The 25,777-nt window shown below is 69.8% G+C and carries 24 protein-coding genes and 2 pseudogenes; 10 read left to right on the top strand and 16 right to left on the bottom strand.

What is annotated here, in order from left to right:
• Position 1 precedes the first annotated feature (1 nt).
• Together ACQP2Y_RS14580 and ACQP2Y_RS14575 are read right to left on the bottom strand one after the other, a co-directional pair.
• Positions 2-979: a hypothetical protein gene (locus ACQP2Y_RS14580; RefSeq protein ID WP_433728291.1), complete on the bottom strand. Its 978-nt coding sequence runs from the start codon at positions 977-979 to the stop codon at positions 2-4.
• Entirely contained in the window at positions 976-1,551 is a 576-nt protein-coding gene (locus tag ACQP2Y_RS14575) for an RNA polymerase sigma factor (RefSeq protein ID WP_433728288.1), read from the bottom strand. Before ACQP2Y_RS14575 ends, ACQP2Y_RS14580 begins: the two co-directional genes overlap by 4 nt.
• Positions 1,552-1,637: 86 nt before the next feature.
• On the opposite strand from ACQP2Y_RS14575, the gene ACQP2Y_RS14570 reads away from it, so the two are divergent.
• Positions 1,638-2,666, top strand: a complete 1,029-nt coding sequence (locus ACQP2Y_RS14570; protein ID WP_433728286.1) for a serine hydrolase domain-containing protein — start codon at positions 1,638-1,640, stop codon at positions 2,664-2,666.
• A 21-nt stretch (positions 2,667-2,687) separates the two neighbouring features.
• Here the strand turns inward: ACQP2Y_RS14570 and ACQP2Y_RS14565 are convergent, their stop codons facing one another.
• Genes ACQP2Y_RS14565 through ACQP2Y_RS14545 form a run of 5 tightly spaced genes read right to left on the bottom strand, consistent with a single transcriptional unit; the run spans position 2,688 to position 8,229 of the window.
• On the bottom strand, positions 2,688-3,584 hold the full coding sequence (locus ACQP2Y_RS14565) for a sugar phosphate isomerase/epimerase family protein (protein WP_433728283.1): 897 nt from the start codon (positions 3,582-3,584) through the stop codon (positions 2,688-2,690).
• A gap of 4 nt (positions 3,585-3,588) precedes the next feature.
• The gene (locus ACQP2Y_RS14560) at positions 3,589-4,773 is read right to left on the bottom strand and encodes a substrate-binding domain-containing protein (RefSeq protein ID WP_433728281.1); all 1,185 of its coding nucleotides are present in this window, start codon (positions 4,771-4,773) and stop codon (positions 3,589-3,591) included.
• A complete protein-coding gene (locus tag ACQP2Y_RS14555) occupies positions 4,770-5,744 on the bottom strand; it encodes an ABC transporter permease (RefSeq protein WP_433728278.1) in 975 nt (324 codons plus the stop codon). The genes ACQP2Y_RS14560 and ACQP2Y_RS14555 overlap by 4 nt, the downstream gene beginning before the upstream one ends.
• A gap of 2 nt (positions 5,745-5,746) precedes the next feature.
• The gene (locus ACQP2Y_RS14550) at positions 5,747-6,721 is read right to left on the bottom strand and encodes an ABC transporter permease (protein WP_433728276.1); all 975 of its coding nucleotides are present in this window, start codon (positions 6,719-6,721) and stop codon (positions 5,747-5,749) included.
• Entirely contained in the window at positions 6,721-8,229 is a 1,509-nt protein-coding gene (locus ACQP2Y_RS14545) for a sugar ABC transporter ATP-binding protein (protein WP_433728274.1), read from the bottom strand. Before ACQP2Y_RS14545 ends, ACQP2Y_RS14550 begins: the two co-directional genes overlap by 1 nt.
• 306 nt (positions 8,230-8,535) lie before the next feature.
• On the opposite strand from ACQP2Y_RS14545, the gene ACQP2Y_RS14540 reads away from it, so the two are divergent.
• The 4 genes from ACQP2Y_RS14540 (at position 8,536) to ACQP2Y_RS14525 (ending at position 15,060) form a co-directional block, all read left to right on the top strand.
• A complete protein-coding gene (locus tag ACQP2Y_RS14540; RefSeq protein WP_433728272.1) occupies positions 8,536-12,090 on the top strand; it encodes a ThuA domain-containing protein in 3,555 nt (1,184 codons plus the stop codon).
• Between the two features lie 26 nt (positions 12,091-12,116).
• Positions 12,117-13,460: a ricin-type beta-trefoil lectin domain protein gene (locus tag ACQP2Y_RS14535; protein WP_433728270.1), complete on the top strand. Its 1,344-nt coding sequence runs from the start codon at positions 12,117-12,119 to the stop codon at positions 13,458-13,460.
• Between the two features lie 158 nt (positions 13,461-13,618).
• Positions 13,619-14,413, top strand: coding sequence for a DUF4142 domain-containing protein (locus tag ACQP2Y_RS14530; protein ID WP_433728268.1), 795 nt, complete (start codon positions 13,619-13,621; stop codon positions 14,411-14,413).
• Positions 14,410-15,060 (top strand): hypothetical protein, encoded by a 651-nt coding sequence (locus ACQP2Y_RS14525; protein ID WP_433728266.1) that lies wholly within the window; start codon positions 14,410-14,412, stop codon positions 15,058-15,060. The genes ACQP2Y_RS14530 and ACQP2Y_RS14525 overlap by 4 nt, the downstream gene beginning before the upstream one ends.
• A 96-nt stretch (positions 15,061-15,156) precedes the next feature.
• Here ACQP2Y_RS14525 and ACQP2Y_RS14520 read toward each other — a convergent pair whose 3' ends face one another.
• Complete coding sequence (locus ACQP2Y_RS14520; protein ID WP_433728264.1) at positions 15,157-15,558, bottom strand: hypothetical protein; 402 nt, start codon at positions 15,556-15,558, stop codon at positions 15,157-15,159.
• Positions 15,559-15,705: 147 nt separating this feature from the next.
• Here ACQP2Y_RS14520 and ACQP2Y_RS14515 point away from each other — a divergent pair, with 147 nt between their 5' ends.
• From ACQP2Y_RS14515 to ACQP2Y_RS14500, 4 genes are all read left to right on the top strand, one after another.
• The gene (locus tag ACQP2Y_RS14515) at positions 15,706-16,704 is read left to right on the top strand and encodes an AraC family transcriptional regulator (RefSeq protein WP_433728262.1); all 999 of its coding nucleotides are present in this window, start codon (positions 15,706-15,708) and stop codon (positions 16,702-16,704) included.
• 77 nt (positions 16,705-16,781) lie between these two features.
• A complete protein-coding gene (locus ACQP2Y_RS14510) occupies positions 16,782-18,077 on the top strand; it encodes a DUF2079 domain-containing protein (RefSeq protein WP_433728259.1) in 1,296 nt (431 codons plus the stop codon).
• Between the two features lie 17 nt (positions 18,078-18,094).
• The gene (locus tag ACQP2Y_RS14505; protein ID WP_433731943.1) at positions 18,095-18,772 is read left to right on the top strand and encodes a response regulator transcription factor; all 678 of its coding nucleotides are present in this window, start codon (positions 18,095-18,097) and stop codon (positions 18,770-18,772) included.
• A complete protein-coding gene (locus tag ACQP2Y_RS14500; RefSeq protein WP_433728257.1) occupies positions 18,765-20,225 on the top strand; it encodes a sensor histidine kinase in 1,461 nt (486 codons plus the stop codon). Before ACQP2Y_RS14505 ends, ACQP2Y_RS14500 begins: the two co-directional genes overlap by 8 nt.
• A 23-nt stretch (positions 20,226-20,248) precedes the next feature.
• Here the strand turns inward: ACQP2Y_RS14500 and ACQP2Y_RS14495 are convergent, their stop codons facing one another.
• The gene (locus ACQP2Y_RS14495; protein ID WP_433728255.1) at positions 20,249-20,422 is read right to left on the bottom strand and encodes a hypothetical protein; all 174 of its coding nucleotides are present in this window, start codon (positions 20,420-20,422) and stop codon (positions 20,249-20,251) included.
• 253 nt (positions 20,423-20,675) lie between these two features.
• Here ACQP2Y_RS14495 and ACQP2Y_RS14490 point away from each other — a divergent pair, with 253 nt between their 5' ends.
• Positions 20,676-20,810, top strand: a complete 135-nt coding sequence (locus tag ACQP2Y_RS14490; protein WP_360823484.1) for a hypothetical protein — start codon at positions 20,676-20,678, stop codon at positions 20,808-20,810.
• A 91-nt stretch (positions 20,811-20,901) separates the two neighbouring features.
• Here the strand turns inward: ACQP2Y_RS14490 and ACQP2Y_RS14485 are convergent, their stop codons facing one another.
• From ACQP2Y_RS14485 to ACQP2Y_RS14455, 7 genes and pseudogenes are all read right to left on the bottom strand, one after another.
• The gene (locus ACQP2Y_RS14485; RefSeq protein ID WP_433728253.1) at positions 20,902-21,750 is read right to left on the bottom strand and encodes an alpha/beta fold hydrolase; all 849 of its coding nucleotides are present in this window, start codon (positions 21,748-21,750) and stop codon (positions 20,902-20,904) included.
• Entirely contained in the window at positions 21,740-22,561 is an 822-nt protein-coding gene (locus tag ACQP2Y_RS14480) for an alpha/beta fold hydrolase (RefSeq protein ID WP_433731941.1), read from the bottom strand. The genes ACQP2Y_RS14485 and ACQP2Y_RS14480 overlap by 11 nt, the downstream gene beginning before the upstream one ends.
• Before the next feature lie 32 nt (positions 22,562-22,593).
• The gene (locus tag ACQP2Y_RS14475; protein ID WP_433731939.1) at positions 22,594-22,941 is read right to left on the bottom strand and encodes an SDR family oxidoreductase; all 348 of its coding nucleotides are present in this window, start codon (positions 22,939-22,941) and stop codon (positions 22,594-22,596) included.
• Positions 22,942-23,005: 64 nt separating this feature from the next.
• A pseudogene (locus ACQP2Y_RS14470) lies at positions 23,006-23,230 on the bottom strand (SDR family NAD(P)-dependent oxidoreductase); the annotation flags it as partial.
• Between the two features lie 56 nt (positions 23,231-23,286).
• Positions 23,287-23,874: pseudogene (locus ACQP2Y_RS14465) on the bottom strand (helix-turn-helix domain-containing protein); the annotation flags it as partial.
• A 29-nt stretch (positions 23,875-23,903) separates the two neighbouring features.
• A complete protein-coding gene (locus tag ACQP2Y_RS14460; protein WP_433728251.1) occupies positions 23,904-24,728 on the bottom strand; it encodes a DUF4386 domain-containing protein in 825 nt (274 codons plus the stop codon).
• A complete protein-coding gene (locus ACQP2Y_RS14455) occupies positions 24,725-25,456 on the bottom strand; it encodes an NAD(P)-dependent oxidoreductase (RefSeq protein ID WP_433728249.1) in 732 nt (243 codons plus the stop codon). The genes ACQP2Y_RS14460 and ACQP2Y_RS14455 overlap by 4 nt, the downstream gene beginning before the upstream one ends.
• Between the last annotated feature and the right edge of the window lie 321 nt (positions 25,457-25,777).

Below are 25,777 nucleotides of genomic sequence, written 5' to 3'. Positions count from 1 at the left end.
CTCACCCGGTCTCGCCCGGGCGGTCGACGATGGCCATCTTGCGATAGATCACCTGCCGGTACAGGTCGCCCTTGCGCCCGTCGCCGGTGCCGCGCTCGTCCTTGACCGCGATCAGACGCTCGCCGATCAGCGTGTACGTCTGTTTGTCGAAGAGCAGTTCCTGCGACAGGTAACCCTCCATCAACCGGCCCAGTCCGATCGCCGGATGCCCGTCGAGGTTGACCGCGTCCGGGTTGACCTTCATGCCCGGCTGCTGGGCGAGGTAGCGGAAGATGGCCGCCTTGACCTCGGGCGGCAGCACGTACTGGCCGGCCAGCGCGTCGGGCGCCGCCGTCACGCCGCCCTCGGGATGCTCGAGCCACGCGGAGATCGCCTCGGGCGTGGTCAGCTTGACGACCTGCGACCAGGGGACAAAGGCGAAGTACGTGCCGTCCTGGCCCTGCCGCAACACGTCCAATTTGCCGTTGCGCATCGTAGCCTGCACCTGGCCGTCGATCCGGTTCCACCTCTGGACCTTGCGGTACTTGGCCTTGCCGGGCCGGAGCGCCCCGTTCGGCGCCTTCTGCTCGTACGCCCGCGGGTTGCGCATCTCCTGGGTCTCGACGTACATGAACTGGGTCGGGGCCGGATCGGTCCACTGCTCCTGCTCGACCGTCCACGCTGCGTTCTCCAGCACCTGTGCCGCGTTGACCGGGCGCAGATACGGCACGGCCGCGGCCGCCTGGGTGTGGCCCGGCCGCTGCTCCGATATCGGCGGCGTCACCCGGGTCCCGCCACCGACGTTGCCGATCGCCACCGCCGCGACGACGGCCGCCGCCGTGGCGACACCGACGACCATCGGGACCCGCAGACGCCACGAGGCCCCGGGCCGGGGCGCCATCCGGCCCCGCAGGGCATTCCGGGCGCGCTGCTCGGCTGCCGGGGACGGCTCCGGGTCCGGGCCGAAGGTCTCCCGCAGAATGCTGATCTCGTCCATCATTCGTCCACCTCGATCTCGGCGCCCAGCGCCTGCCGCATGTCCTGTCGTGCCCGGTGCAGCCGGGACCTGGCCGTGCCCGCGGGTATGCCCAGCGCCTCGGCGGCCTCCTGCTGGGTCAGCCCGGCCCAGGCCACCAGCAGCAGGACGGCTCGTACCGGTTCCGGCAGCCGCCGCAGAGCCTCGGCGAGCCGGCCCCGCACGGCCGCCGCGTCGAGCCGTCCCGCGACCGCGTCGGCGTGGCTGTCGGCCTGACCGGCGTCCTGCCCACCGGCCCGGGCGAGCGCCCGATACCGCCGCAACTCGGCCCGGACGTGCCGGGCAACCAGGTTCGAGGCGATCCCGAACAGCCAGGGCCGCGCGTCGCCGCGGGCCGGATCGAACGTGTGCCGGCGATCGAACGCGACCAGGAACGTCTCCGACGCCACGTCCTCGGCCAGATCGGGCCCGAGCCGCCGCGCCACGTACGCGTAGATGGCGCGGTAGTGCCGGTCGAAGATCGCCGTGAAGTCCCGCTCGATGAGGTGAGCGTCGGCATCCAAGCCCGTGGTGCCCGGTTGTTCCACAGGGTGCATCACACCCTTACTTCGCCGGAGCTGGGAAGAGTGTTCAGTCGAGCTCGAGCGGCTGAACGTGGGCCGGCGAGGCATACTCCTCGCCCATGGGGTTCGAAGAGGAGTGGCGCGACGCGATCGCCGGCACCGATCGGGTTCCCGACATCGGTGTCGCGGTGGGCGGACCCGGCGGTGACGTCTGGACCGCCGGCCGCGACCTGGTGTTCCCGGCGTGCTCCATCAGCAAGCACGTCGCGGCGTTCGGCACGCTTCGCCTGGTCGCCGAGGCCACGATCGACCTCGACACCGACGTCAACGCCTACCTGTCCTCCTGGCGCCTGCCGGGAGCCGGCACCGTGACCGTGCGTCAGGTGCTGGCCCATACGGCGGGGCTGACCGAGAACTGGTTCCCCGGCTATCCCGCGGGTGAGCCCGTACCGTCGCTGCTGCAGATTCTCCGGGGTGAGCCGCCGGCCAATACGCCCGCGGTCCGGCGCGAGCTGCCGCCCGGCTCCGAGTTCCGCTATTCGGGCAGCCACTACGCCGTTCTGCAGCAGCTCCTGACCGACGTGACCGGCACCCCGTTCGACGAGCTGATGACGGCGCTCGTGCTCGGACCGGTGGGCATGGCCGACAGCAGCTACGACCAGCGCTTCCCGTACGGGAACCAGCAACGTGCCGCCCGCGGGCACCGCGGCGGCATCCCCATCCCCGGCGGCTGGCACACCCAGCCGGAGCTGGCCGGAGCCGGACTGTGGACCACCCCCGCCGACCTGGTCCGGCTGGAACTGGAGATCCACCGCGCCACCGCGGGCGGATCCGCGCTGCTACCGCCGGAGCTGGCCACCCAGATGCTGACGCCGCAGGTGCCGGACGGATTCGGCCTGGGCACCGAGTTCGGCGACGGGTGCTTCGGGCACACCGGGCAGAACACCGGCTACAGCTGCTTCTCCTTCGCCTGGCCGGCGTCGGGCAAAGCCGTCGCCGTGATGACGAACGCCGAAGACTGCGGCGACACGCTGTCGGCCCTCATCGAGCTGGGGGGGGGGCCGCCATTTCGGCTGATCGGCTCTCGCGGAGCAATCACCAGACGGGTCGGCGTGACCGTCCAGGAACCGCCCCGCGAGGGCGTATGACGTATGATGTCTTCGCTGACGTTAATGAGAAGTTTCGTGCCCGTCAAGTGATGACTGTCGATCCAAGCGCCGGTTGACCGATCGCAGATGGGTCAGGCCGTCCAGGGCCAGCCGGTCCTGTGAGGGGGCCAGCGGGCGCCAGATCGACGCGGCGGTGGCGATCGCATCGTTCAGCGCGGTGAACGACTCGATGCACACCGCGCCGCGGTATCCGGTCGCGCGCAGGGCGCTGAAGAAGCGGTCCCAGTCGAAGTGGTCTCTGCCCGGTGCTCCGCGATCCGTGCCGCTGACCTGGACGTGCTTGATGTGGGGACCGGCGAGGCCGAGGATCGCGTACGGGTCGGACTCCTCGATGTTCATGTGATAGGTGTCGATCATGAGGCCCACGTTCGCGGGCAGGCCGTCGATCAGTTCGAGGGCCTGCGTCACGGTGTTGACGACGCTGGTCTCGTAGCGGTTGAGCGCCTCCACGCCGATGCTCACGCCCCGCTCGCCGGCATACTCGGCAACCGGCGCCAGCGCCTCGCGGAAGTCCGCGTAGCAAGCCGTGCGCGCCGTCGGCGACATGCGCCAGGTCCTCCCCACCGAGGCGTAGACCGGGCCACCGACGCAGGGCGCCCCGAGGACGGCGGCGTTGTCCACGCAGGTCTTCAGATACGCCACGGTCGCCGTGACCACGGCGGCCGGCGCCGCGACGAGCTCACGCCCGGGTGGGGTCACCGCGCAGACGCCGGCCGCGGTCAGGTGGTGCGCCGCCAGCAGGTCCCGGGTGCGGGCCGGGTCCCAGTCACCCGGTTGCTCCAGCGGAAGCTCGACCGCGTCGAAGCCGAACGCGGCGATCCGGGGAACGAGCTCGGCCAGGGCCTCGTCGTCGACCGGCGAGGCCCACACCCACGGGTTGACACCGATGGCGTACAACCGGCTACTTCCAGCGCTGCGGGTAGCCGGGCAGGTCCGTGCAGCCGCACACGGCGTAGTGCAGCGGCGGCATGTCCGCATCGATGTACTCGCCGAGGTTGTCCTGGGTGATGGTCGGCTGCGGCAGCTTCCACGGGCTGGACACCGGTTCACCGTTGAGGACGCGCAACGCGGCGATGATCGGCGTCCGCCACTGATAGGTGGGATAGGTGGGCGCGATGGCGGTGAGGTTCTTGTCCTTCCACATCTTGAGGAAGTCGAGCTGATCCTCACCGTTGATCGGCGGCACCGGCCGGCCCGCGTCGACGAACGCTTCTACCGCGGCCACCGCGACCGCTCCCGCGTCCATCCAGACGCCGTCGATCGTGCCGTACCGCTGGATGTAGTCGTTGACGATCTTCTTGGTCTTGGCCGGATCGCCGTCGGTGAACTCGACGCCGATCACGTCGACCCCGGCCTTGTCGAAGGCGACCTTGGCGGCGGACCAGCGCGTCTCCAGCACGTCCACGCCGGGCAGGATGCGCAGCGCGAGCACCTTGCCGCCCGGCTTCATCCGCTTACTGATGAAGTCCGCTGCGACGTGGCCGAAACCGTAGCCACCGATGGGGTTGATGAAGGTCACCGGGCAGGTCGAGTCGACGCCGCGGTCGAAGACGATGACCGGCAGGCCCTTGCTGCAGGCGGCCTCGACGGCCGGGGTGAGGGTGGCGGTGGTGTTCGGCGACACGATGAGCGCGTCGCAGCCCTTGCCCAGCAGGTCATTGATGTCCGCGATCTGCTTCTGGTCCTTGCCCTCGGCGTCGACGTGGACGAACTGCTTGATCTGGCGCCCGTGCGTCTCCACCTCGGCCTGCATGGTCTTGAAGCCGACCTGGCGCCACGGGTTGTTGAGCCCCGCGTTCGAGAAGCAGATCTTGTACGGTCCCGGCTTCTTGAACTTGGCCGTCTCCACCATGCTCGGCTCGAGCACCTGCTCCCACGGCTTGCCGGCGGGCCCGGTCGGGGTAGCGCCGAGCAGGGCGAGCTCCTTGTCGTAGTCGGCCTGCACGAAGAACTTCGACTGTGCCCCGGTACCGGAACCGGCTGCTTGCGACGCGGCGCCCGAGGCGACGGCGGTGGGCTCGTCGGTCGCGCAACCGGCGAGCGCCAGCACGGCACCGATCGCCACGGCGGCTGTGGAACGTCTCACTGGATCCCCTTAGCTGGAACGGAACGCATGGCCGAGACGGCCACGGCGAGCAGGATGATCGCGCCCTGGACCGTCGATCTGAGGGCGCCGGAGACGCCGTAGAAATTCATCAGCGTGAAGAGCGTCTCGAGGGTCAGCGCGCCGAGCATCGCGCCGGCGACCGAACCGCGGCCCCCGCCCAGGGCGACGCCGCCGAGGACCACCGCCGTGATGGCGCCGAACTCCAGACCGGCGCCGGCCTGGAAGGAGACACCGCTGTACCCGCCGATGAGGATCGCGGCGACCGCGGCGGCCAGTCCGCTCAGCACGAACGCCAGGGTCTTGGCGTGCCGGACCCGTACCCCGCTCAGCTCGGCCGTCCGCGGGTTGCCGCCGGCGGCGACGAGGGTCCGGCCGAAGTCGGCACGGGTCAGCAGCACGGCCAGGGCAGCCACGGCCAGCAGGATCAGCAAGGCGTACGGAAGGCGACCCAGCAGGAACACGTCCTCGAACGCGCGCCGGCCGAACCGGCGAAAGTCCTCGGAGAGCCCGCCCTTCGGGGCGCCGTCGGACCACAGGTAGACGGCGCCGACGAGGATCAGGTACATGCCCAGGGTGGTGATGAAGGAGGACACCCGCAGCCGGGTGGTGATGACGCCGTTGACGAGCCCGACGGCTGCGCCGAACGCGAGCAGCAGCAGGATCACCGGCCAGGTACGCGACGGGTCACTGTCGATGAGCCGGGCGGCCACGACGACCTGCGCGGTGACCAGAGAGCCGACGGACAGATCGAACTCGCCCGCGACGATCACGAAGTACTGGCCCGCGGCGAGCAGGATGAGCGGCGCGGAACGGCCGAGGAACGACATCAGCGACGGCGGGGCGAGGAAGTCGGGTTGGCGGATGCTGAGCAGTACCAGCAACACCGCGAGGATCACCAGGATCGGTGCGAGGCCGCCGGGGCGTAGCCGGGTCCGTTCGGCGAGCTGCATCGCTACGACGCCGCCTTCCGCAAGGCCCGCCGGGCGTAGACGGCGACGGCCGCGATGATGATCACGCCGCGGATCACCTGCTTGACGAAGGCGTCGACCTCGAGCTGGTTGAGGATGGCGTCGATGCTGGCCAGCAGCAGCACACCACCGACGGTGCCGGCCACGCCGCCGCTCCCCCCGGCCAGGGCGGTGCCGCCGAGGACCACCGCGGCGATCGACTCCAGGTCGTACAGTCCCTCGGTACCCACCCTCGGCGCACCCGAGCCGAGCCGGCTGGCGAGATAGATGCCGGCCAGGCCGGCGCAGAGCGAGCACAGCACGTGGGCGGCGATGAGCACCCGGTCGTTGCGTACGCCGGAGAGCCGGGCGACCTGCGGGTCACCGCCGACGGCGATCAGATGGTGACCGAAGCGCGTACGGGCGAGGACGACCCAGGTCGCTGCGGCGACGGCCAGCAGGAGCAGGAACGACACGGGCACCGGGCCGATGCGCTGGTATCCGAGGGTCTGCACGAGAACCGGCGCGGTCCGGCCCGCCGGGCCGTCGTAGCCGTTGTCGAGGTAGCCCTTCAGCAGCAGCCCGACGCCCACGGTCGCGATGAACGCGTTGATCCTCGCCTTGGTGACGAGCATGCCGTTGAGGAACCCGATCGCGGCGCTGACCCCGAGCGCCAGCGCGATACCCGGCAGCAGCCCCGCGTTGCTGCCGGCCATGGCCTCCGCCGCGACCAGGGTGCTGAGGCTGACCACGTACGCCACGGACAGGTCGAGCGAGCCGCCGATGATGACCACGGTCTGGCCGACGGCGACGAGCCCGAGACCGGCGGCGACGTGCAACAGGCTCACCGTCGTCGGCTGGCTGAACAGCTGGCCGCCGTCGATCGTGACGACCAGCCAGCCGACCGCCAGGGTGAGAGCCAGGGCGATGAAGACGCCGGGTGCGGTCCGCCGGGCCGGCAGGGTCAGAGCGGTGCTCATCAGGCCGCCGCCGGCACGGTGCCGAGGGCGAGGGTGAGGACCTCTTCTTCGGTCGCGCCCGCGGCCAGCTCGCCGGCGATCCGGCCGTCGCGCAGCACGATGATCCGGTCACTCATCCCGAGCAGCTCGGGCAGATCCGACGAGATCATGAGTACGGCCGCACCGTCGCGGGCCAGGCGGCGGACGAGGTCGTGGATCGCCGACTTGGCGCCCACATCGATGCCCCGGGTCGGCTCGTCGAACAGCAGGATCCCGGGCCCGAGAGCCAGCCACCGGGCCAGGACCACCTTCTGCTGGTTGCCGCCGGACAGGAAGCGGATCTCCTGGTCCTCCGTGGCGGCCCGCACGTCGACGGCGGCGAGCAGGTCGCGGACCCGGGCGGTACGGGCGGCGCGGCCCCGCCAGGTGGGCAGCACAGCCCGCCCGGCCAGCAATGCGTTGTCGAGGACCGACGACCCGGCGACAATGCCCTCGCCCTTGCGGTCCTCGGTGACGTAGGCGATGCCGGCGCGCATCGCGACGCGGGGCGAACGCAGCCGGACCGGTCGGCCGTCGAGCGTGACCTCGCCCGTGGTGAACGGTGCGGCGCCGAACAGAGCGCGAGCCAGTGCCGAGCGCCCCGAGCCCTGCAGGCCACCGACGCCGAGCACCTCACCGGCCCGCAACCGCAGATCGACGTCGCGCAGCTTGCGGTTGCCTCCGTTATGGACAGTGAGCCGCACCCGGCCGGGCTCGTCCGGCGCGGCCCGGTCGGGGTAGTAGCTGGACAGGTCCCGGCCGACCATGTGCCGTATCAGCCGGCTGGGGTCGGTGTCCGCGGCGTTCACGGTGGTCACCAGGCGGCCGTCCTTGAGCACGGTGATCCGGTCGGCCAGGTCGAAGACCTCTTTGAGGCGGTGCGAGACGTACAGCACGCCGATCCCCCGTTGCTGCAGCCGCCGGACGAGCGCGTAGAGCCGCTCGACCTCGTTGTCGGCGAGGGCCGCGGTGGGCTCGTCCATGATGAGCAGCCGCGCGTCGAGGGCGAGCGCCTTGACGATCTCGACGATCTGCTGCCGGGCCACGCCGAGACGACCCACCCGGGACCCGGGCGGGAGCGAGCTCTCCTGGATCGAGGCCAGCAGCTCGGCGGTGCGCTCGCGCATGGCCCTGCGGTCGACGAGCCCGCGGCGCACGGGTTCGTGGCCCAGATACACGTTCTCCGCGACGGTGCGCTCCGGCAGCAGGTTGAACTCCTGGTGCACGATGCCGATCCCGGCCCGCTGGGCGTCACGCGGGCCGCTGAACCGTCGCGGCGCGCCGGCGAACTCGATCGTGCCCTCGTCGGGCGCGTACGCGCCCGACACGATTTTCATGAGCGTGGATTTGCCGGCGCCGTTCTCACCGACGACGGCATGCACCTCGCCCGGTACGACATCGAGGTCCACCCCGTCGAGGACGCGCACGCCGAGGAACGATTTACCGATGCCCTTCAGCGCGAGCAGCGGCGACGGCAGAGCGTCAGACATCAGCGGCCCCCACGATGCGTGCGCGGTCAGCAGAATGGATCAATAGTGGAATTGGTCGACAGCGTAGATGTTCCTTTCCACAAAATCAGCCCACAAAAATGTGTAACGGAATTGGTCCGGCCGTAGTCGTATTGACTTTCGGCAATGCGTGAACGCATGCTGGCCGAGCCCGTCGCGGCGGACGGCATGACGACCTGACCGGCACACGCACGCCTTCGGTACGCCCGGCAACGCCCGGACCGTCCGAGGAGCGGCGCCGCGTGCCCGTGGTCCTCAGCCCCTTCCCCCGCCAGTACAGGAGACGGCATGCGTCGCAGCACATTGATCATCGGGGCGATAGCGGGTCTGCTGTTGTCGTTCGCGGTCGCCGTTCCACCGGCGTCAGCGGCCCCAGCGTTCCGCGCTCTGCTGTTCACCAAGACCACCGGCTACCGCCACGACTCGATTCCCGCCGGCGTCGCCATGTTCACCGAACAGGCCGCCGCCAACAACTTCGAGGTGGTGCACACCGAAGACGCCACCGCCTTCACCCCGGCCAACCTGGCCACCTTCGACGTGCTCGTCATGTTCCAGACCTCCGGCATGGTGTGGACCACGGCGGCCCAGCGCCAGGCGGTGGAGGGATTCCTGGCCGCCGGCAAGGGCATCGTCGCCGTCCACAACGCCGTGGACATGGGCATCGAGGCCGAATACCCGTGGTGGGACCAGACGGTTAACGCCGGCGCGCACATGCCGGAGCACTCCCCCGGCGTGCTACCGGGCACCGCCGTCGTCGCCGACAAGAACCACCCGTCGACGGCCGGCCTGCCGGACCGCTGGAACCGCAGCGAGGAGTGGTACAACTTCGACCGCAACCCGCGCGGCGACGTCCACGTCCTGGTCACCGCCGACGAGCGGACGTACAACCCGGGCGCGCGGGCGATGGGGCCCGACCACCCGATCTCCTGGTGCCGCAACACCGGCGGCGGCCGGGTCTGGGCCACCGGCATGGGTCACGCGATCGCGTCGTACAGCGAGACCGCCTTCCGCAACCACGTCCTGGGCGGCGTGAAGTGGGCGGCCGGCAACGAGCCCGGTGACTGCGGCGGCACCGTCTGGAGCAACTTCGAGAAGCGCACGCTCGACGACAACACCGCCGACCCGATGGCGATGGCGGTCGCTCCCGACGGGCGGGTGCTCTATGTCCAGCGCGCCGGGCAGGTGAAGATCTTCCGGCCGGCCACCAACAGCACCGTCACCGCCGGCACGCTGAGTGTCTACACCGGCGGCGAGGACGGCCTCACCGGGCTGGCTCTGGACCCGAGCTTCGCCAGCAACGGCTACGTGTACCTGTACCACTCGCCGGCCAGCAGTACCACCGACGTCAACCGGGTCTCCCGCTTCACGCTCACCGGCGACACCCTGGACATGTCCAGCCAGGTGACGATCATCGACATCCCCGCGTACCGGGACCGCACCTTCCCGGAGCCGGGGCACACCGGTGGCTACATCGAGTTCGGGCCGGACGGCAACCTCTACATCGGCACCGGTGACGACACGCCACCCAACCTCGACCCCAACTGGCAGGGCTGGGCGCCGCTGGACTGGCGCTCGGGCAAGGCCAACCTCGACGCCGCGCGTACCGCCGGCAACACCAACGACCTGCGAGGCAAGCTGCTGCGGATCCGGCCCTCGGCCGGCGGCGGGTACACCGTCCCGACCGGCAATCTCTATCCGCAGGGCACCGCGCAGACCCGGGCCGAGATCTACGCGATGGGCTTCCGCAACCCGTTCCGCTTCTCGATCGACCCGGCCAACGGCCACGTCTACCTGGCCGACTACGGCCCCGACCGCAGTGGCGCCACCACCAACCGCGGCCCCGAGGGGCTGGTCGAGCTCAACGTCATCAAGGCCCCGGGCAACTACGGCTGGCCGTTCTGCCACGGCAACAACCAGCCGTACGCGCCGTTCAACCCGGACACCGGCGTCGTCGGCGCGAAGTTCAACTGCGCGGCACCGGTCAACAACTCACCCAACAACACCGGCCTGACCAGTCTCAAGCCGGTCGTCGCCCCGAACATGTGGTACGGCTACGGCATCTCACCGACGTTCCCGGAGCTCGGCTCGGGCGGGTCGGGCCCGATGGGCGGACCGGTCTACCGCTACAACGCCGCCAACCCGTCGGCGACGAAGTTCCCGCCGTACTACGACGGTGTCCACTTCTTCTACGAATGGACCCGCAACTACATCAAGGAAGTGCACTTCGACTCCGCCTCGGCGGTCACCCGGACCAACCCGTTCCTGCCCGCGGGCAACTTCATCAAGCCGATGGACCTGGAGTTCGGCCCGGACGGCTCGCTGTACGTGCTGGAATGGGGCTCGAACTTCGGCGGCGGCAACAACGACTCCGGCCTCTACCGGATCGACTACATCCAGGGCGGGCGGTCCCCGATCGCCACGGCGACAGGCACGCCCACCAGCGGGAACGCGCCGCTGACGGTGCAGTTCAGCAGCGCCGGCACGACCGATCCCGATCCCGGCAACACCCTCAGCTACCTGTGGACCTTCGGCGACGGCACCACCTCCACGGCGGCCAGCCCGTCGCACGTCTACACCGCCAACGGCAACTACGCCGCTCAGCTGAGGGTCACCGACAACACCGGCAAGGCGTCCTTCGCGAACGTGCAGATCACGGTCGGGAACACCGCACCGGTGGTCACGATCACCGTGCCGGACAACGGCGGGATGCTCAACTTCGGCGACCGGGTCCCGTACACGGTCACCGTGTCCGATCCGGGCGGCGCACCCATCGACTGCACCAAGGTCCTGGTCAACCCGGCCCTGGGCCACGACGACCACCAGCACGAGACGACCGACTATCCGGGCTGCTCGGGCACCATCGCCACGGACCTGCTGGGCGGGCACCCCGACGGCGCCAACCTGTACTACGTCCTGCGAGCCCGCTACACCGACGACGGCGGTGCCGGTGGCGCGAGCCCGCTCACCGGTTACGCCCAGGCGGTCCTGCAACCCAAACACAAGCAGGCGGAGTACTACAGCAGCCAGTCCGGCGTACGGGTCGTCGAGCAGGCCGCCGCGGAGAGCGGCAAGCGGATCGGCGACGTCTCCAACAACGACTGGGTGGCGTTCAGCCCGATGAGCCTGTCCGGCATCACCAGCGTCAGCTACCGGCTGTCGTCACCGAACAGCGGCGGATCGATCGAGCTGCGCGCCGGCTCACCGACCGGCACGCTGCTGGCCACCACGCCGGTGCCCAACACGGGCGGCTGGGACAACTACCAGTCCACGCCCGCGGTCAACACCACCGCCCTGGCCGGATCCCACACCCTGTACATGGTCTTCAAGGGCTCCTCCACCAGCCTGTTCGACGTCGACTCGTTCACCTTCGGCGGCAGCGGCGTGGGTACCGGCGCGCCCGACCCGGGCGGAGTGGCCGGCCGCACCTGGACCGTCACGGCGCAGCACAGCAGCAAGCTCATCGACGTCAGCGCCGCGTCGACCGCGGACGGCGCCCAGATCGTCCAGTGGGCGGCGACCGGCGGCAACAACCAGAAGTGGCAAGCCGTCGACGCCGGTGGCGGTGCCGTCTACCTCAAGGCCGGTCACAGCACCAAGTGCCTCGACCTCACCGGCGGCTCCACCGCTCAGGGCGCGTTCCTGCAGCAGTTCACGTGCAACAACAGCAACCAGCAGAAGTTCCTCGTGACAGCGACCGCCACCGCGGGCGTGTACACCGTCAAGAGCGTCCCCAGCGGACTGTGCATCGACGTCAACGGCGCGGCCACCACGGACGGCGCACGCCTCCTGCAATGGAGTTGCCACAGCGGCACCAATCAGCAGTGGCGATTCACCGCCGCATAGCCCCACCACAACGAAAGGAAGCAGCAATGCGACAGGGCACCAATCGGCACAGATGGCGTACGCCGATAGCCGTCGCCGCGGCTCTGATTCTCACCGGCGTCGGTGTCGTCGGAATCCGGCTGGCGGCTGCGGCCGCCGACACCGTCGCCCTCGCGGCTACGGCCGGGTGCGGCAAGGCCCCCGGGTTGAACAGCGGCACCCACACGATTCAGAGCGGCGGCCAGAATCGCAGCTTCATCCTGCGGGTCCCCGCCAACTACAACAGCAACAACCAGTACCGGTTGATCTTCGCCTTCCACTGGCGGGGCGGCACCATGAACGACGTCGCCTCGGGCGGGACCAGCGGCAGCACCTGGTCCTACTACGGTATGCAGGAGCAGTCGAACAACAGCGCGATCCTGGTCGCGCCGCAGGGCAACGGCAACGGCTGGGCCAACCCCGGTGGGCAGGACGTCACCTTCGTCGACGACATGATCCGGCGGATCGACGAGGCCCTCTGTGTCGACACGACGCAGCGCTTCGCCCTCGGGTTCAGCTACGGCGGCGGCATGAGCTATGCCCTCGCGTGCGCCCGGGCCACCGTCTTCCGCGCGGTCGCGGTCTACTCCGGGGCGCAGCTGAGTGGATGCAGCGGCGGCACCCAGCCGATCGCGTACTTCGGTCTGCACGGCGTCTCGGACAACGTCCTCAACATCTCCCAGGGACGGGCGCTGCGTGACACGTTCGTCCGGAACAACGGCTGCTCTGCACAGAGCCCACGCGAACCGTCACCGGGCAGCGGGCAGCACGTCACCACGCTCTACGCCTGCCGGGCGGGATACCCGGTGCAGTGGGCCGCCTACGACAGTGGCCACGGGCCGGGTCCGGTCGACGGGTGCTCCGGCTGCGAGGACGGCGTGCGGACCTGGACCAAGGCAGAGGTGTGGCGGTTCTTCGCGCAGTTCCAAGGCACCGGTCCTTCGCCGGATCCGACCACTCCCCCGCCGAACCCGACCGGCAACCGGCTGCGTAACGAAGGGTCCGGCCGGTGCCTGGACGTCAGCGGAGCCAGCACGGCCAACGGTGCACAGACGCAGATCTGGGACTGCCACACCAACCCCAACCAGCAGTTCACCCAGAACGGGCAGACTCTGCAGGTGACGGGCAAGTGCCTGGACGTGCCCGCAAACTCCGCAGCCGGCACCCGGGTGCAGATCTGGGACTGCAACGGCGGCGCCAACCAGCAGTGGAACCGCAACAGCAACGGCACGATCAGCAACGGCCAGAGCGGGTTGTGCCTCGACGTCAACAGTGCCGGCACCGCGAACGGCTCTGCGGTCATCGTGTGGAACTGTCACAGCGGCGCCAACCAACGTTGGGCAGCGGCGTAGCGATCGCCCAGAGGCGGCCCCGGCGATGCCGGGGCCGCCGGCCGGGAAGATCTTACGAAACCATTGCGGCTTCATCCTTCGCTGGGCAAGCCGCGTACCTCCCCTCGGGAAGACGTGTCGACGGCCTTCGGGCGACACGCGGATACCGGGAGGTTCGTATGCGGGAAAACGGTTCGACCAGGTCGCGCCGGCTGTGCGCCACCGTGGTCTGCTCCATCGGGCTGGTACTGCTCAGTCCCGTGGCGGCGCACGCCGAGCCCAACGTACCGGTGCCTCCCAACGAGCTGATCCCCGACGAGGGCGAGGGCGCCCTCTCGGCCGCCGACAAGGATCTTGTCGTCAAGGTGCGTCTCGCCGGGCTGTGGGAGATCCCGGCCGGGGAGATGGCCCAGCAGAAGTCGCAGGATCCGCGGATCCGGAAGATCGGCCGCGAGATCGCGGCCCAGCACGAGGTCCTCGACGCGTTCGACCGTGCTGCCGCGAAGAAGCTGAGGATCAGCGTGCCGAAGAAGCCGAACAGCGACCAGCAGGGATGGCTGGCCGAGATGCGCGATGCCGAAGGAGCCGAGTTCGACGAGATCTACATCGACCGGCTCCGCGCGGCGCACGGAAAGATCTTCCCGGCCATCGGTACGGTGCGAGCGACGACGCGCAACGACACCGTCCGCAAGCTGGCGCAGCAGGCCAACCAGTTCGTGGTGACGCACATGACGCTGCTGGAGAGCAGCGGCATCGTCGACTTCGCCGCCCTGCCGACCGCCCCGAACCCCGCGGCAGCGGGAACCACCGCGCCGGCGACCGCGGCCAGGCCCCTGCCGGCCGCCGGCCAGAGCCCGATGTCGACGAACCTGCCCGTCGCGTTGCTCGCGCTGGTCGCGGGTCTGGGCGTGGGTGTCTTCGCGACGCTGCGCTTCGCGGGTGCCGGCCGACGGCCGCACCACGGACGCCGGTGAGATCCCGACAGCAGGGGCACAGCGCGGTGATGAACGGTCTGTGGGCGGTGCTGGGGCCGGTACTGCTCGCACTGGGCGGCCTCGTCCATCCGAGCGGACTGTCGGCCGCGACGGCCCATCACTGGGTGTGGCTGCACATCGTCCTGTTGCCGATTTTTCCACTGCTGGCATTGGGATTCGTGGTGCTGTTGCGGGAACGGCCCCGCGCCGGCGCTTCCCGGGTGGCCCGGATCGTCGCCTGGATCTGTGCCGCGGTCTACGCCATCGGATACACCGGTCTGGACGTGGTGGCCGGGATCGCCGCAGGCACTGTTGCCGGGCAACCCGGAGACCCGACCGAGCTGCGACGACTGGTGCTGGCGCTGTATGAGACAGGAGACGGGCTCGGAGCTGTCGGCGTGTACGCCCTCCTCGCCGCCACGCTGGCCGCGTCGGTCGCGCTGGGCAGCAGGCACGGCCTCCGGGTGCTTCCCGGCACCGTGGTGCTGCTCGCCGCCGGCTGGTCCTTCATCGACAGCCACATCTTCTCGCCGCGGGGAGTGCAGACGATGCTCGCCATGGCCGCGGGTTTCGCCCTCTGGACATGGGCCGGTGCCCGGCGGAACGAGCCTCCCGCAATGAAAACCGCGGACGCGGCGGGCCGCTGACGTCAGCGCGACGGGGTCTCCGGCTCACGGTTCGGCGAGGTACGCGGGCGGACGTGGGGGCGGGGGCCGCACGCGTACCTCGCCTGCTTGCGGCGGCTACCAGGCGACCAGGCCCTCCATGCCGGACCCGTCGGCGAAGACCGGGAGTCCCTCGTTCTCGGTTTCCACGAGAGTGAGCTCACCGTCCAGGCCGACCCGGAACCCCTCGATGGTGCCCGCGAGGGTGTTCTGCACGTACAGCAAGTGCCGGCCGTCGGGGCTGAAGCCGACCTGCGGCGGGGAATCGGTGAACAGCGGCACGGCGTCGTTGGTGATGCCCAGCTTCCGGGTCGAGCCCGCAAGCGGGCGCAGCCCGTCACGGCTCAGCCGGAAGCCGGTCACGTTGGTGGTGCCGCCGGCGTTGAGGACGTACACGGTCCGGCCGGACACGGCGATGCTCGCCGGGAAGTCGCCGCCGGATTTCACCGTACGCCGGTGGGTGAGCTTGCCGTCCCGCACCCGGAAGGTGGTGTCGGGTACGGCACTGCCGAAGTGCTAGTTGAACTTCGGAGCCGGCCGTAAGAAGTGCGTAAGGTCTTCACGGGCACCGGCCCGATCCACCATCAAGCGATTGGCTGGATCCGCGGAAGGCGTCATGCTTTCGCTATGCCAGTGGATTCCGAACAAGACGGCGGGCGGTCCTGCGCCCCGGTCCACTACCACGCATCCAGCGCCGATGAGACGAACGCGATGTTCGACTGGTCCTACTGCCCGCTGATCGTGCAACCCCGCGGTGCGGTGGACGCTTTTTCGTTCGATCTGACCGTCGTCCAGCTCGGCCCGTTGACGGTCGGTGACCTGGCGTACGGCGTGGACGTGTCGACCGGTCTGGGATATCTGGACGCCTACCAGCTCAACCTGCCCCTCGCCGGCCACGTGCAGGCCCGCCAGCACGGTGCGGAGGCCGCCGCCGGCCTTGGGTGGGCGACTCTGTTCCGGCCCTCCGGGAGCGTCGACCAACCCTTGATCAGTGGCGGCTGCCGCCAGATCGCCACGAAGATCGACGCGTCCGCACTCGAGAGCACGCTCGCTGAACTCCTCGGACACCCCGTGCAGGGACCGCTGCACATCCCGCTCGGAAACGACTTCACGACCGGTCCGGGCCGCAGCCTCGTCCGGTTGCTGCGCCTCATCCACGCTGAGCTGGACAACCACAACGGACTCCTGCACCAGCCGCTCATCGCCAGCCGCTTGTGGAGCTGCGTGCTGACCGGCGTGCTGCTGGCCACCGACCATCAGTACCGCGCCGAGCTTGCCGGTTCGGTGACGCCGAGCCGGCCCCGGCACGTCAAGATCGCCATCGACAGCATGGAGGCCGACCCCGGACGAGCCATCACCATCAACGATCTCGCACGGACAGCGGGAGTGAGCGTGCGCTCGCTGCAAGAAGGCTTCCACCGGCATACCGGTATGTCTCCCATGACCTACCTGCGCCGGCTACGGCTCGCCAAAGCTCACGAGGACCTGCTCCGCCCGGACAGCGGCGGGCGAACCGTCACCGAGATCGCCTACCGGTGGGGATTCCTGCACCTGGGCCGCTTCGCCGCCGCCTACCGCGCCCAGTACGGCCACTCGCCCAGCCACACCCTGCGCATGAAGGACTGATAACTCCGGCGGGACGGCTGAAGTGATCTTCAGCCTGCTTCAGGTCCGGTTCAGGCGGCGGTGCCGATCATCGCCGCGTGTCGAAACGAGTCGTTCTGCTGGCGGTCGCGCTCTTCTCGGCGTACGCCATGGTGGCGGTCACGAAGCACCTCAGGGTGCGCACCAATGCCTTTGACCTGGGCATTTTCGAACAGGGGGTGCGCGGCTACGCCGGTCTGGGCGCTCCGCTGGCACCGCTGAAGGGGCCCGGCGTCCACCTGCTCGGCGACCACTTCCATCCGATCCTGATCCTGCTCGCACCGATCTACCGGGTGTTCCCGAGCCCGATCACCCTGCTGATCGTGCAGGCCGCGCTGCTGGCGCTGTCCGCGGTGCCGGTGACCCGGCTGGCTGTCGCGCGGTACGGGACCCGGGGTGGCCTGGCGATCGGCACCGCCTACGGGCTGTCCTGGGGCATCCAGCAGGCGGCCGGCTTCGACTTCCACGAGATCTGCTTCGCCGTCCCGCTGCTGGCGTTCAGCCTCGAGTGCCTGGTGCGGCGGCGGTGGGGTGTGGCGGTGGCCTGGGCGGCGCCGCTGCTGCTGGTCAAGGAGGACCTGCCGCTGACCGTCGCGGCGATCGGCGCCTACCTCGTCCTGCGCGGCCGGTGGCGCCTCGGCCTCGCGACCGTCGGCGGTGCGGTCGCCGCCGGCCTGCTCATCGTCCGGGTCCTCATCCCGGCGTTCAACCAGGCCGACGCGTACACCTACACCTCCGGCAGCGCCCTGCTGACCGGGGTTCCGGTCAAACTGCTGACGGTGGTCCTGCTGCTGCTTCCGACCGGCTTTCTCGCCGTACGCTCACCGCTGCTGTTGCTGACCCTGCCCACGCTGACCTGGCGATTCTGGGCGGACAACCCGCACTACTGGGGGACGAAGTACCACTACAGCGCGGTGCTGATGCCGATCGTCTTCGTGGCGATGCTGGACGCCCCGCCGGCCCTGCTCGACCGGTGCCGCCGGTGGCTGCCGGCCGCCTGCCTGGCCGTCGGGGTGTCCGCGTCGGCGGTGCTGCCGCTCAACGCCCTGGCCGACCCGGCCACCTGGCGGCGTGACCCGGCGGCCGCGGCGATCCGGTCGGCGCTGGCGCGGATCCCCGACGATGCGGTCGTGGCGGCCGACCAGCGGCTGGCGCCGCAGCTCACCGCCCGCTGCGAGGTCTACCTGTTCCCCTTCTACCCGAACGCCGTGGTCCAGCCCGAGTGGGTGGCCGTCCTCGACCCCCCGGAGGCGGTGCCCGGCTATCAGAGAGTGACCTCCGACGGTGGGGTCGTGCTCTTCGCCCGCGTCACTCCCCCGGCAGCTGAAACGGGCTTCAGGTTGGTGCGGCCATGAGCTGGCAGGATGGCCGGGTGCGGCTGCTGATTGTGGAAGACGAGCGGGAACTGGCCGAGTCCTTGCGTCGCGGCCTGACTGCGGAGGGTTACACCGTCGATGTGGCTCACGACGGGAACATCGGGCTCGAACTCGCCTCGAGCGAGGGCTATCAAGCGGTCATTCTCGATCTGATGCTGCCGCAGCTGAACGGTTATCAGGTGTGCGCTCGGCTGCGGGAGCAGCGGGTGAGCACGCCGGTCCTGGTCCTGACGGCCAAGGACGGCGAGTACGACGAGGCGGAGGCCCTGGACACCGGGGCGGATGACTATCTGACGAAGCCTTTTTCGTACGTCGTGCTGCTGGCCCGCGTGCGAGCGCTGCTGCGCCGGGGTGGTGAGCCCCGGCCGGCGCTGCTGAAAGTCGGTGATCTGGTCGTCGACCAGGCGCGGCGGGTCTGTTCGCGCGGCTCGACACCGATCACGTTGACCGCCAAGCAGTTCTCGGTCCTGGCCTGCCTGGCGCGCCGGGCGAACACGGTGGTGAGCAAGGCGGAGATACTGGACGAGGTATGGGACGCGGCCTACGACGGTGACCTGAACATCGTCGAGGTCTACATCCGGGCCCTGCGCCGCAGGATCGATGTGCCGTTCGGCCTGCTGAGCATCGAGACGATCCGCGGCGCCGGCTACCGACTGGTCGACGCCAGTGCCTAGGCCGCAGCTGCCGGTACGGGTCCGGGCGGCGGCCGCGGCGGCGCTGGCGGCAGCATTGTGCCTCGGGGGCGGGGCGCTCTGGCTGCGCCACGTGATCCACGCGAACAGTGTGGCCGGGTCCGTCGCGACCGCGCAGTCACAGGCCCGCGCCATCGCCTCGACCTACCAGACCCCTGCGGCCGGAATCAACGCGGACGGGGGCACCCTGGCGGTGGACTGCGTTGCTGATGCTGCGCGTTGTTCATACGACAAGTGGTACGAGTTCCCGTATTACGGCATGGAGCTCAGCTTCGCGGTGGTCGACATCCACGGCAAGGTGCTGCTGGCCCAGAACCAACTGGCCTCTTACGTGCGGGACAGCGGTCTGACCTTCCCGGCCGTCCCACCGCAGGAGAACGAGGACTTCTTCGGCCGCCTCGACGTTCACCTGCGACCGGCCCGCAGCGGCGCACCGGGGCAGCTCGACGGTCGCGAGGTCACCCTGGTGACCTACAACGTCAGCCCTTCGGGCGCGACCGTCTACGTACTCGTCTCTCCGCTCGACGCGGAGGCCGCCGTGGCCCCGGTCGACCATTGGCTCCGACGTGGTCTGCCCGCAGCGATCCTGTTCGTCGCCGCGGTTGCCTGGTGGGCGGCCGGACGCGCGCTGCGCCCGGTCGAGCGGATGCGCGCCGAGCTGGCCCGCATCACCGCCGCGGACATGAGCAGCCGGGTGCCCCAGCCGCGTACCGGCGACGAGATCGCCCGGCTGGCCGTCACCATGAACGAAACCCTCGACCGGATCACCGACGCGGCCGAACGGCAACGCCGGTTCGTCGCCGACGCGGCGCACGAGCTGCGTAGCCCTCTCGCCGGCCTGCGCAATACCGTCGAGGTCGCCGCCACGCACGGCGGCGTTGTCGACCCGGAGGTGCTGCGCACCGGCACCGAGCGGTTGCAGCGGCTCATCGACGACCTGCTGCTGCTCGCCCGGCTGGAACGGACGGCGCCGGCTCGCGGAAAGCCGGTCGACATCGCCGCGATCGCCGAGGAACTGGTCGGTGAGCGCCGCTATCGGGTGCCGCCGGACGAGCGGTTCGTCGTGGTGGCCGAGGGGCCCGCACAGGTGATCGGGCGCGAGGAAGAACTGGCCAGAATGCTGAGAAACCTTCTGGACAACGCCTCCCGATACGCACGCGACCGCATCACCGTGACCGTCGCGGAAGCCGAGCCCGGCATCGTTCGAGTGGAGGTCCGCGACGACGGCCCCGGCATCCCGGAGGCCGACCGGGAACAGGTTTTCGAACGGTTCGCGCGGGTCGACCAAGCCCGCGATCGCCGCCACGGCGGCGCCGGCCTGGGCCTGGCTATCGCCCGGGACATCGCCGTACGCCACGGCGGCAGCCTGTACGCGGCCGACACCGCAAGCGGCGCCAGCCTCGTCGCGGAGCTGCCGCAGTCGCCACGAACCTGACGTTCGTTCGAGTTACCGGCCCGTCACGCCGGATCGGCGGCGGCCAGCTTGCTCGGATCGAGGTGCAGCGTGGCCAGCAGACCCCCGTGCTGCGCGGAGTCGATGCGTTCGGGTAGCTCGCGGTCGACGAAGTTGGCTCGGTCGTTCTGCCCACGCTCGCGAAGGATGCTGAGCACGAGGGCTTTGGAAATGATCATTGTCTGCTCTTTCAGGGTCGCGTCCGCCGGCGTTGGATCGGAGCCGCCGGGGTCCGGAGCGACAGCCCAAGACTACGCCTGCTTCGTGGTCGCCTCCTACGATGTACTGCCACCGTTGGCAGCAGCGGAAACAGCGTAGGGTCAACGTGCAGTGAACGACTCCGCGACTGCGCGGCTCCTTCGTCTCCTGCACGCCGCGGTCAGGGCGGGTACCACGCTGCACGTTCACCGACCTGTTCCAGGAGGTTCGATCATGTCCAAGGACTCGACGACCAAGGCGAACGTCAAGAAGAAGGGCAAGACGATCAAGGAGAAGCAGACGGCGAAGCGCCTGAAGCGCGACGAGCAGGCCGGGCACTCCTCGAACATCCTGTCCACCAAGCGCTGACGCGGCACGGTCGCTCTGTCGTCCGGATGCCGCGGACACCCGCCGGGCCGTCAGCGGCCCGGCGGGGGGTGGGATGCGGAACGGCGGAGGGTCAGTCCGTGGCGCGGGCCGCCTTGATGATGAGGTCGCTGACGGGCCCCGGCTGAGTGATCAGTGACAGGTGCCCGGCGCGGACCTGCACGGTACGGGCGTGAGCGCGAGAAGCCATGAATCGCTGCGCTGTGGGCGTGATGATCGTGTCCTGGGTGCCGACCAGATACCAGGACGGGATGGTTCTCCAGGCCGGGGTGCCCGAGGGCTGGTTGCCGGCGCTGAGCGCGAGCGGGCGTTGAGCGGCGTAGAGCAGTTCAGCCGTGCGGGCCGGAACTCCGGTGGCAAAAGAGGTCAGGAAAGTGCTGCGCTTGAGGTACAGATCGACGTCGCCGGCGGGCGCCCCGGAGTAGGGCACGAAGTCGAAGACTGTTGCCGGGTCCACGGCGAGAGCTGATTCGGCGCCGCTGAGCGGGAAGATGGTCTCCCCCGCGTCGGGTGCGAAGGCGTCCACGTACACCAGGGCTTTGATGTTGATGTTGGTGTTGCCGGTTGCGGCGTTGGTGATGACGGCGCCGCCGTAGGAGTGGCCGGCCAGGACGACGGGTCCGGTGAACGTCGACAGGAAGCCGCTGAGGGTGGCCGAGTCGGCCGGCAGACTGCGCAGCGGGTTCGGCGGAACTCGGAGCGGGTAGCCCGCCCGCTGCAGCCGCTGCACGACAGCGTTCCACGACGAGCCGTCCGCCCAGGCGCCGTGGACCAGGACGACAGTGGGCCTGGGCTGGGGCGCGGCGGTGTGCGCGGACGCCGGCTGCCCGGGTAGCAGGGCCGTGACGAGAACGAGGGTGACGGTCAGCGCGAAGGCGGCGGTCCATGGCCCGCGACGAGCCGTGGCTCGGTCAGTAGGCACGGGTGTCCTCTCGGATAGCGGGGTGCGAGGCGAGCCACTCGAGCGTCGCGTCGGCGATGGTGCGCCAGCCGGCGTCGATGGTCAGGGAGTGACCACGGTCGGCGAATTCGCGGTATTCGGTGATGGAGCCCGGGCTGTCCTCGTACATCTTGGCCACTTCGAGGGTGACCGCCTTCGGCACGGTGTGGTCGTCGCTGCCGGAGATCAGCAGCAGGGGGCCGCGTACCGCCTGGTGGGTGTTCACCTTGGCCGGGGAGTTGCGGGAGAAGTTCGCGGTGGCGTCCTCGAAGAGCGGCCGGCCGGGTCCCGGGATCGTCCACGCTTCGAACAGGGCGTCGGACTCCTGGGCGGTGAGGGCGTTGCCGAAGCTGTAGCGGAACTGCTTCGCCGTCAGCGCTACCGTGCGCTTCTTGTTCGCGGGATTGCCCAGTACGGGGAAGCCGGAGCGCAGCTGCGAGAACGGCAGGGTCTTCACGCCTTTGATGGGTGCCGGGTCGATGGCGACGGCGGCGACCGCGAGATTGTTGGCCAGCAGTTCCTGGGCGATGAGACCGCCGAAGGAATGGCCGATCACGATCGGCTTGCTGTCGAGGGTGTCGATGTAGTCGGCGTAGTGGTGGCAGATCTGCTCGATGCCCACGTCGTCGAGGGCGGCTGCGGCAGCGCGGGTCTGGGCGACGGTGGCGGCGTCGCCGGGCCAGCCGGGCGCGGCCGGGCGGTAGCCGTGTTCGGTGAAGAGGTCGAGCCAGGGCGCCCACGAAGCGGAGTGGATCCAGAGTCCGTGGATGAAGACGACTGGTGTTGCAGCCATGCGGTGCCTTCCTTGGGATGGCCGTGCGCGGTTCAGAGTTGCTTCGCCAGTCCGCCGTCGATGAGAAAATCGGCGCCGGTCACGTTGCCGGCGCGGCCACTGGCGAGCAGGATCGCGAGGTCCGCGACTTCTTCCGGTTCGGTGAAACGGCCGGTCGAGAAGCCGCCGGCGCTGTCGATGATGCGGCGGCGCGCCTCGTCGAACGAAACGCCCATGCTGGCGGCGACCGTGGCAGCGACGCCCTGCTCGCCGAGCCACAGCGCGGTGGCGACCGGCCCGGGGCTGATCGTGTTGAAACGAAGACCCTGCGCGCCGAACTCCTTCGACAGTGACTTGGACAGGTTCCACACCGCGGCCTTGGTGGCCGAATAGTCGATCACGCCGGGGTCGGGCAGGTAGGGCGTTGACGGAGCAGATCGTGACGACGGTTCCGCCGCCCCGTTCGATGAGCAGCGGAACGGCCGCCCGGGTGGTGCGCACGGCCGCCATCAGGGTGAGGTTGAGGGTCGTGTGCCAGTCGTCGTCGCTGACCTGCAGGAAACCCGCGGTGCGCGGGGTGACGGCGCCGACGTTGTTGATGACGATGTCGAGTCCGCCGAAGTGGGCCGCCCGGGCGACGAGCTGCGCGGGCGCCTCCGCGTCGGACAGATCGACGGCGACGGCGAGCACGCCACGTCATGCCGCCCCCAGAACTCCCGGAAGGTGGCGCTACGGGCGGATCCTTCCGCGACGATGGCACGCAGGCGTTGATCCTCACCGTTAGTGGCAGCCATGGTCCGCAGCAGGGCGACCGAGCGTGCGGCGAGCCCGTGCCAGTCGGTGTGGAAGGTCCGCTCGGACGGATCCAGCAGGAGCGAGAGCACGCTGTTGACGCCGGTCCGGTAGTTCGGGTTCAAGGCCCGCACCAGCGCGTTGGACGCCAGCACGTCGATGTACTGGTTGTGGATGACGGCCGCGGTCAGTGGCCAGGAATCGATCAGCCAGCGGGTGCTCTCGTGCACGGTGTCGCCTTCGCCGGCGTCGTCCGGGGTGCCCGGCGGTTGCGTGAGTCCATGCAGGTATGCCGTCGCCACCGGATCGAGCTGGAGTGCCCGCGCCAGCGCGTCGAGCACCTGTGCCGAGGGGTGCACGTCGCGTCCCTGTTCGAGACGAAGGTAGTAGTCGGTGCTGATGCCGGCGAGGATGGCCACCTCTTCACGGCGGAGTCCGATGACCCGGCGCTGCCCGCTACCGGCGGCCAGGCCGACGTCGGCGGGGCGCAGTCGTTCCCGCCGTACCTTCAGATAGTCGGCCAGGCGGGCCGATGGGCTCACGACGTGGCTCGGGTCCGGCGCCGTGACGTTCACGCCGCGGTCGCGGCGCCGGCAGCCGGCCGGGTCACGGCATGAGTGCCGGCGCCGGTATCGGCTCGGCTCCGGACCGGCGCAGAGCCGCGACGGGATCGGCGGAGAAGCAGCGTCGCGCCGAGGGCCGCGACCCACAGTCCCCACGTGGTGCTTCCGAGCAGGCCGGCGAGGTCCCAGACCGGGAAGCCGGGAATCGTGGTGGCGAGAATGTCGCCCTGGTTCAGCAGGTAGAGCAGGCTGGCGGCGAGGCCCACCAGCCCCAGCCACCGGGGCAGTGCCCGGGTGCGCACGATGATGATGCAGACCGTCACCGACCAGCCGACCGCCATCAGCTGGCCGAGGTGTTCGCCGAGCAGTGCGCCGCCGAACTGGTGTTGTGCGGTCCATGCGGCCCCGGCCGCGGCCCGGGTGGTGGCGTCGCCGGTGACGTAGGACTGAGCCAGGGCCGGGACGACGAAGACCCAGCGCAGGAAGCCGATCAGGGACAGCAGTACCGAGGTGGCACCGACGTAGGTGGCGACCCGCAGCGCGGCGTCGTCGCGGCGGCCGAGCGCGGCGGGGAGCAGCAGGACGGGTACGGCGAGGATCGCGTAGGTCCACGCGGTGGCGAACCACGTCCACACCAGGCTGGTACCGCCGACGGCGAACGCCGGCAGCACCACACCGGCCGGCTCCCTCAGGATGTCGGGCCAGTCGAACGTCGAGGACAGCACGGTGGCCGCGACTGCGAACGCGATCGAGCCGACCAGGAACAGGCTTCCGGTGACCCGGCGAAGTGCGTCGGTCGGCAGAGACCGCGCCGGGTCGGGTCGCACGCTCATCGCGCGCCCGCACCGGTGACGGGATGGGCCAGCGCCGACGGCGTCCGGCAGCCGACGATCGCCGGTGCTTGCCGAACCAGTTCATCGTTGGTCAGGGCGTCCACCATGAACAGGGCGAAGTCCACCCGGCGGGTGAGGTTGCTCGCCAGGATCGGGTCCCCCACGTGCCGGCTCCAGACCGGTAGTCCCTGGCTCTCACCCTCCTGCAGGTCGCTGCCGCGGACCACCGTCCACCGGGTGTTACTGGCGAAGATCCGCCGGCAGGCTTCCACCTGGTCATCGAGGTCGGCGAAACGAGCCAGCTTGGCGAGCGGGCCGGCGATCCTGACCAGCGCCTTGAGCTTCCAGGAGTACACGTCGTGACCGTCGCGGCTGATGTGCCACCCGGATGAGAAGACCAGACGCGCTCCGGGCCGCGCGTGGTCGAGGACTGCCTGGGCCGTGCCTGACGAGTAGCCGTGCACGCCCCGCGGAACCAGGACGGTCAGCACCCCGTCGCACCCGTCGACAGCGCGGGCGATGACATCGCGGTCGTCGGTCGCTCCTGCCACGACTGTCATGCGTCCTTTGAACGCGTCGAGCTTGCCCACGCTGGCTTCCCGGCACACGCCGACCACCTGGTAGCCGCGGTCCAGCGCATGTCTCACCATGTACTGCCCGAGTTTCCCGGAGGCGCCGACGATGCAGACCTTCAGGCGTACCGGATCTGATCGTGCGGATTGATCCATCTCTCACTCCTGGCGTTGAAGGCGGCCGGCTGGCGCCGGGCCTACCGGCCCGCTCTCACCGCGCGGCGACCCGCAACACCCACCGGTGCAGGCGTCTACGCGTACCGGATAGCTCAGTTGTGCGGTCATGACGGTTCGCCTTTTACCGGCGGCTGTCGTCGCCTGGTAGGGGCGCGGCGCGGGCCCGTCACCGATCCATGGCCGACCCTACGCGCAATCGACGCGGCCGCGCGTCTCCCGGCGCGGGTTGTCACTTCCCCGCTCTGGCGAACCGTTGCCCGGCGCCCTGGACGACGAGCCCGGGATTGTTGTCCGCTACTT

Source organism: Actinoplanes sp. CA-051413 (genome assembly GCF_050955795.1).
GTDB lineage: Bacteria > Actinomycetota > Actinomycetes > Mycobacteriales > Micromonosporaceae > Actinoplanes.
The sequence above is the reverse complement of the archived record's forward strand: the minus strand, read 5'-3'. Positions and strand labels throughout refer to the sequence as shown.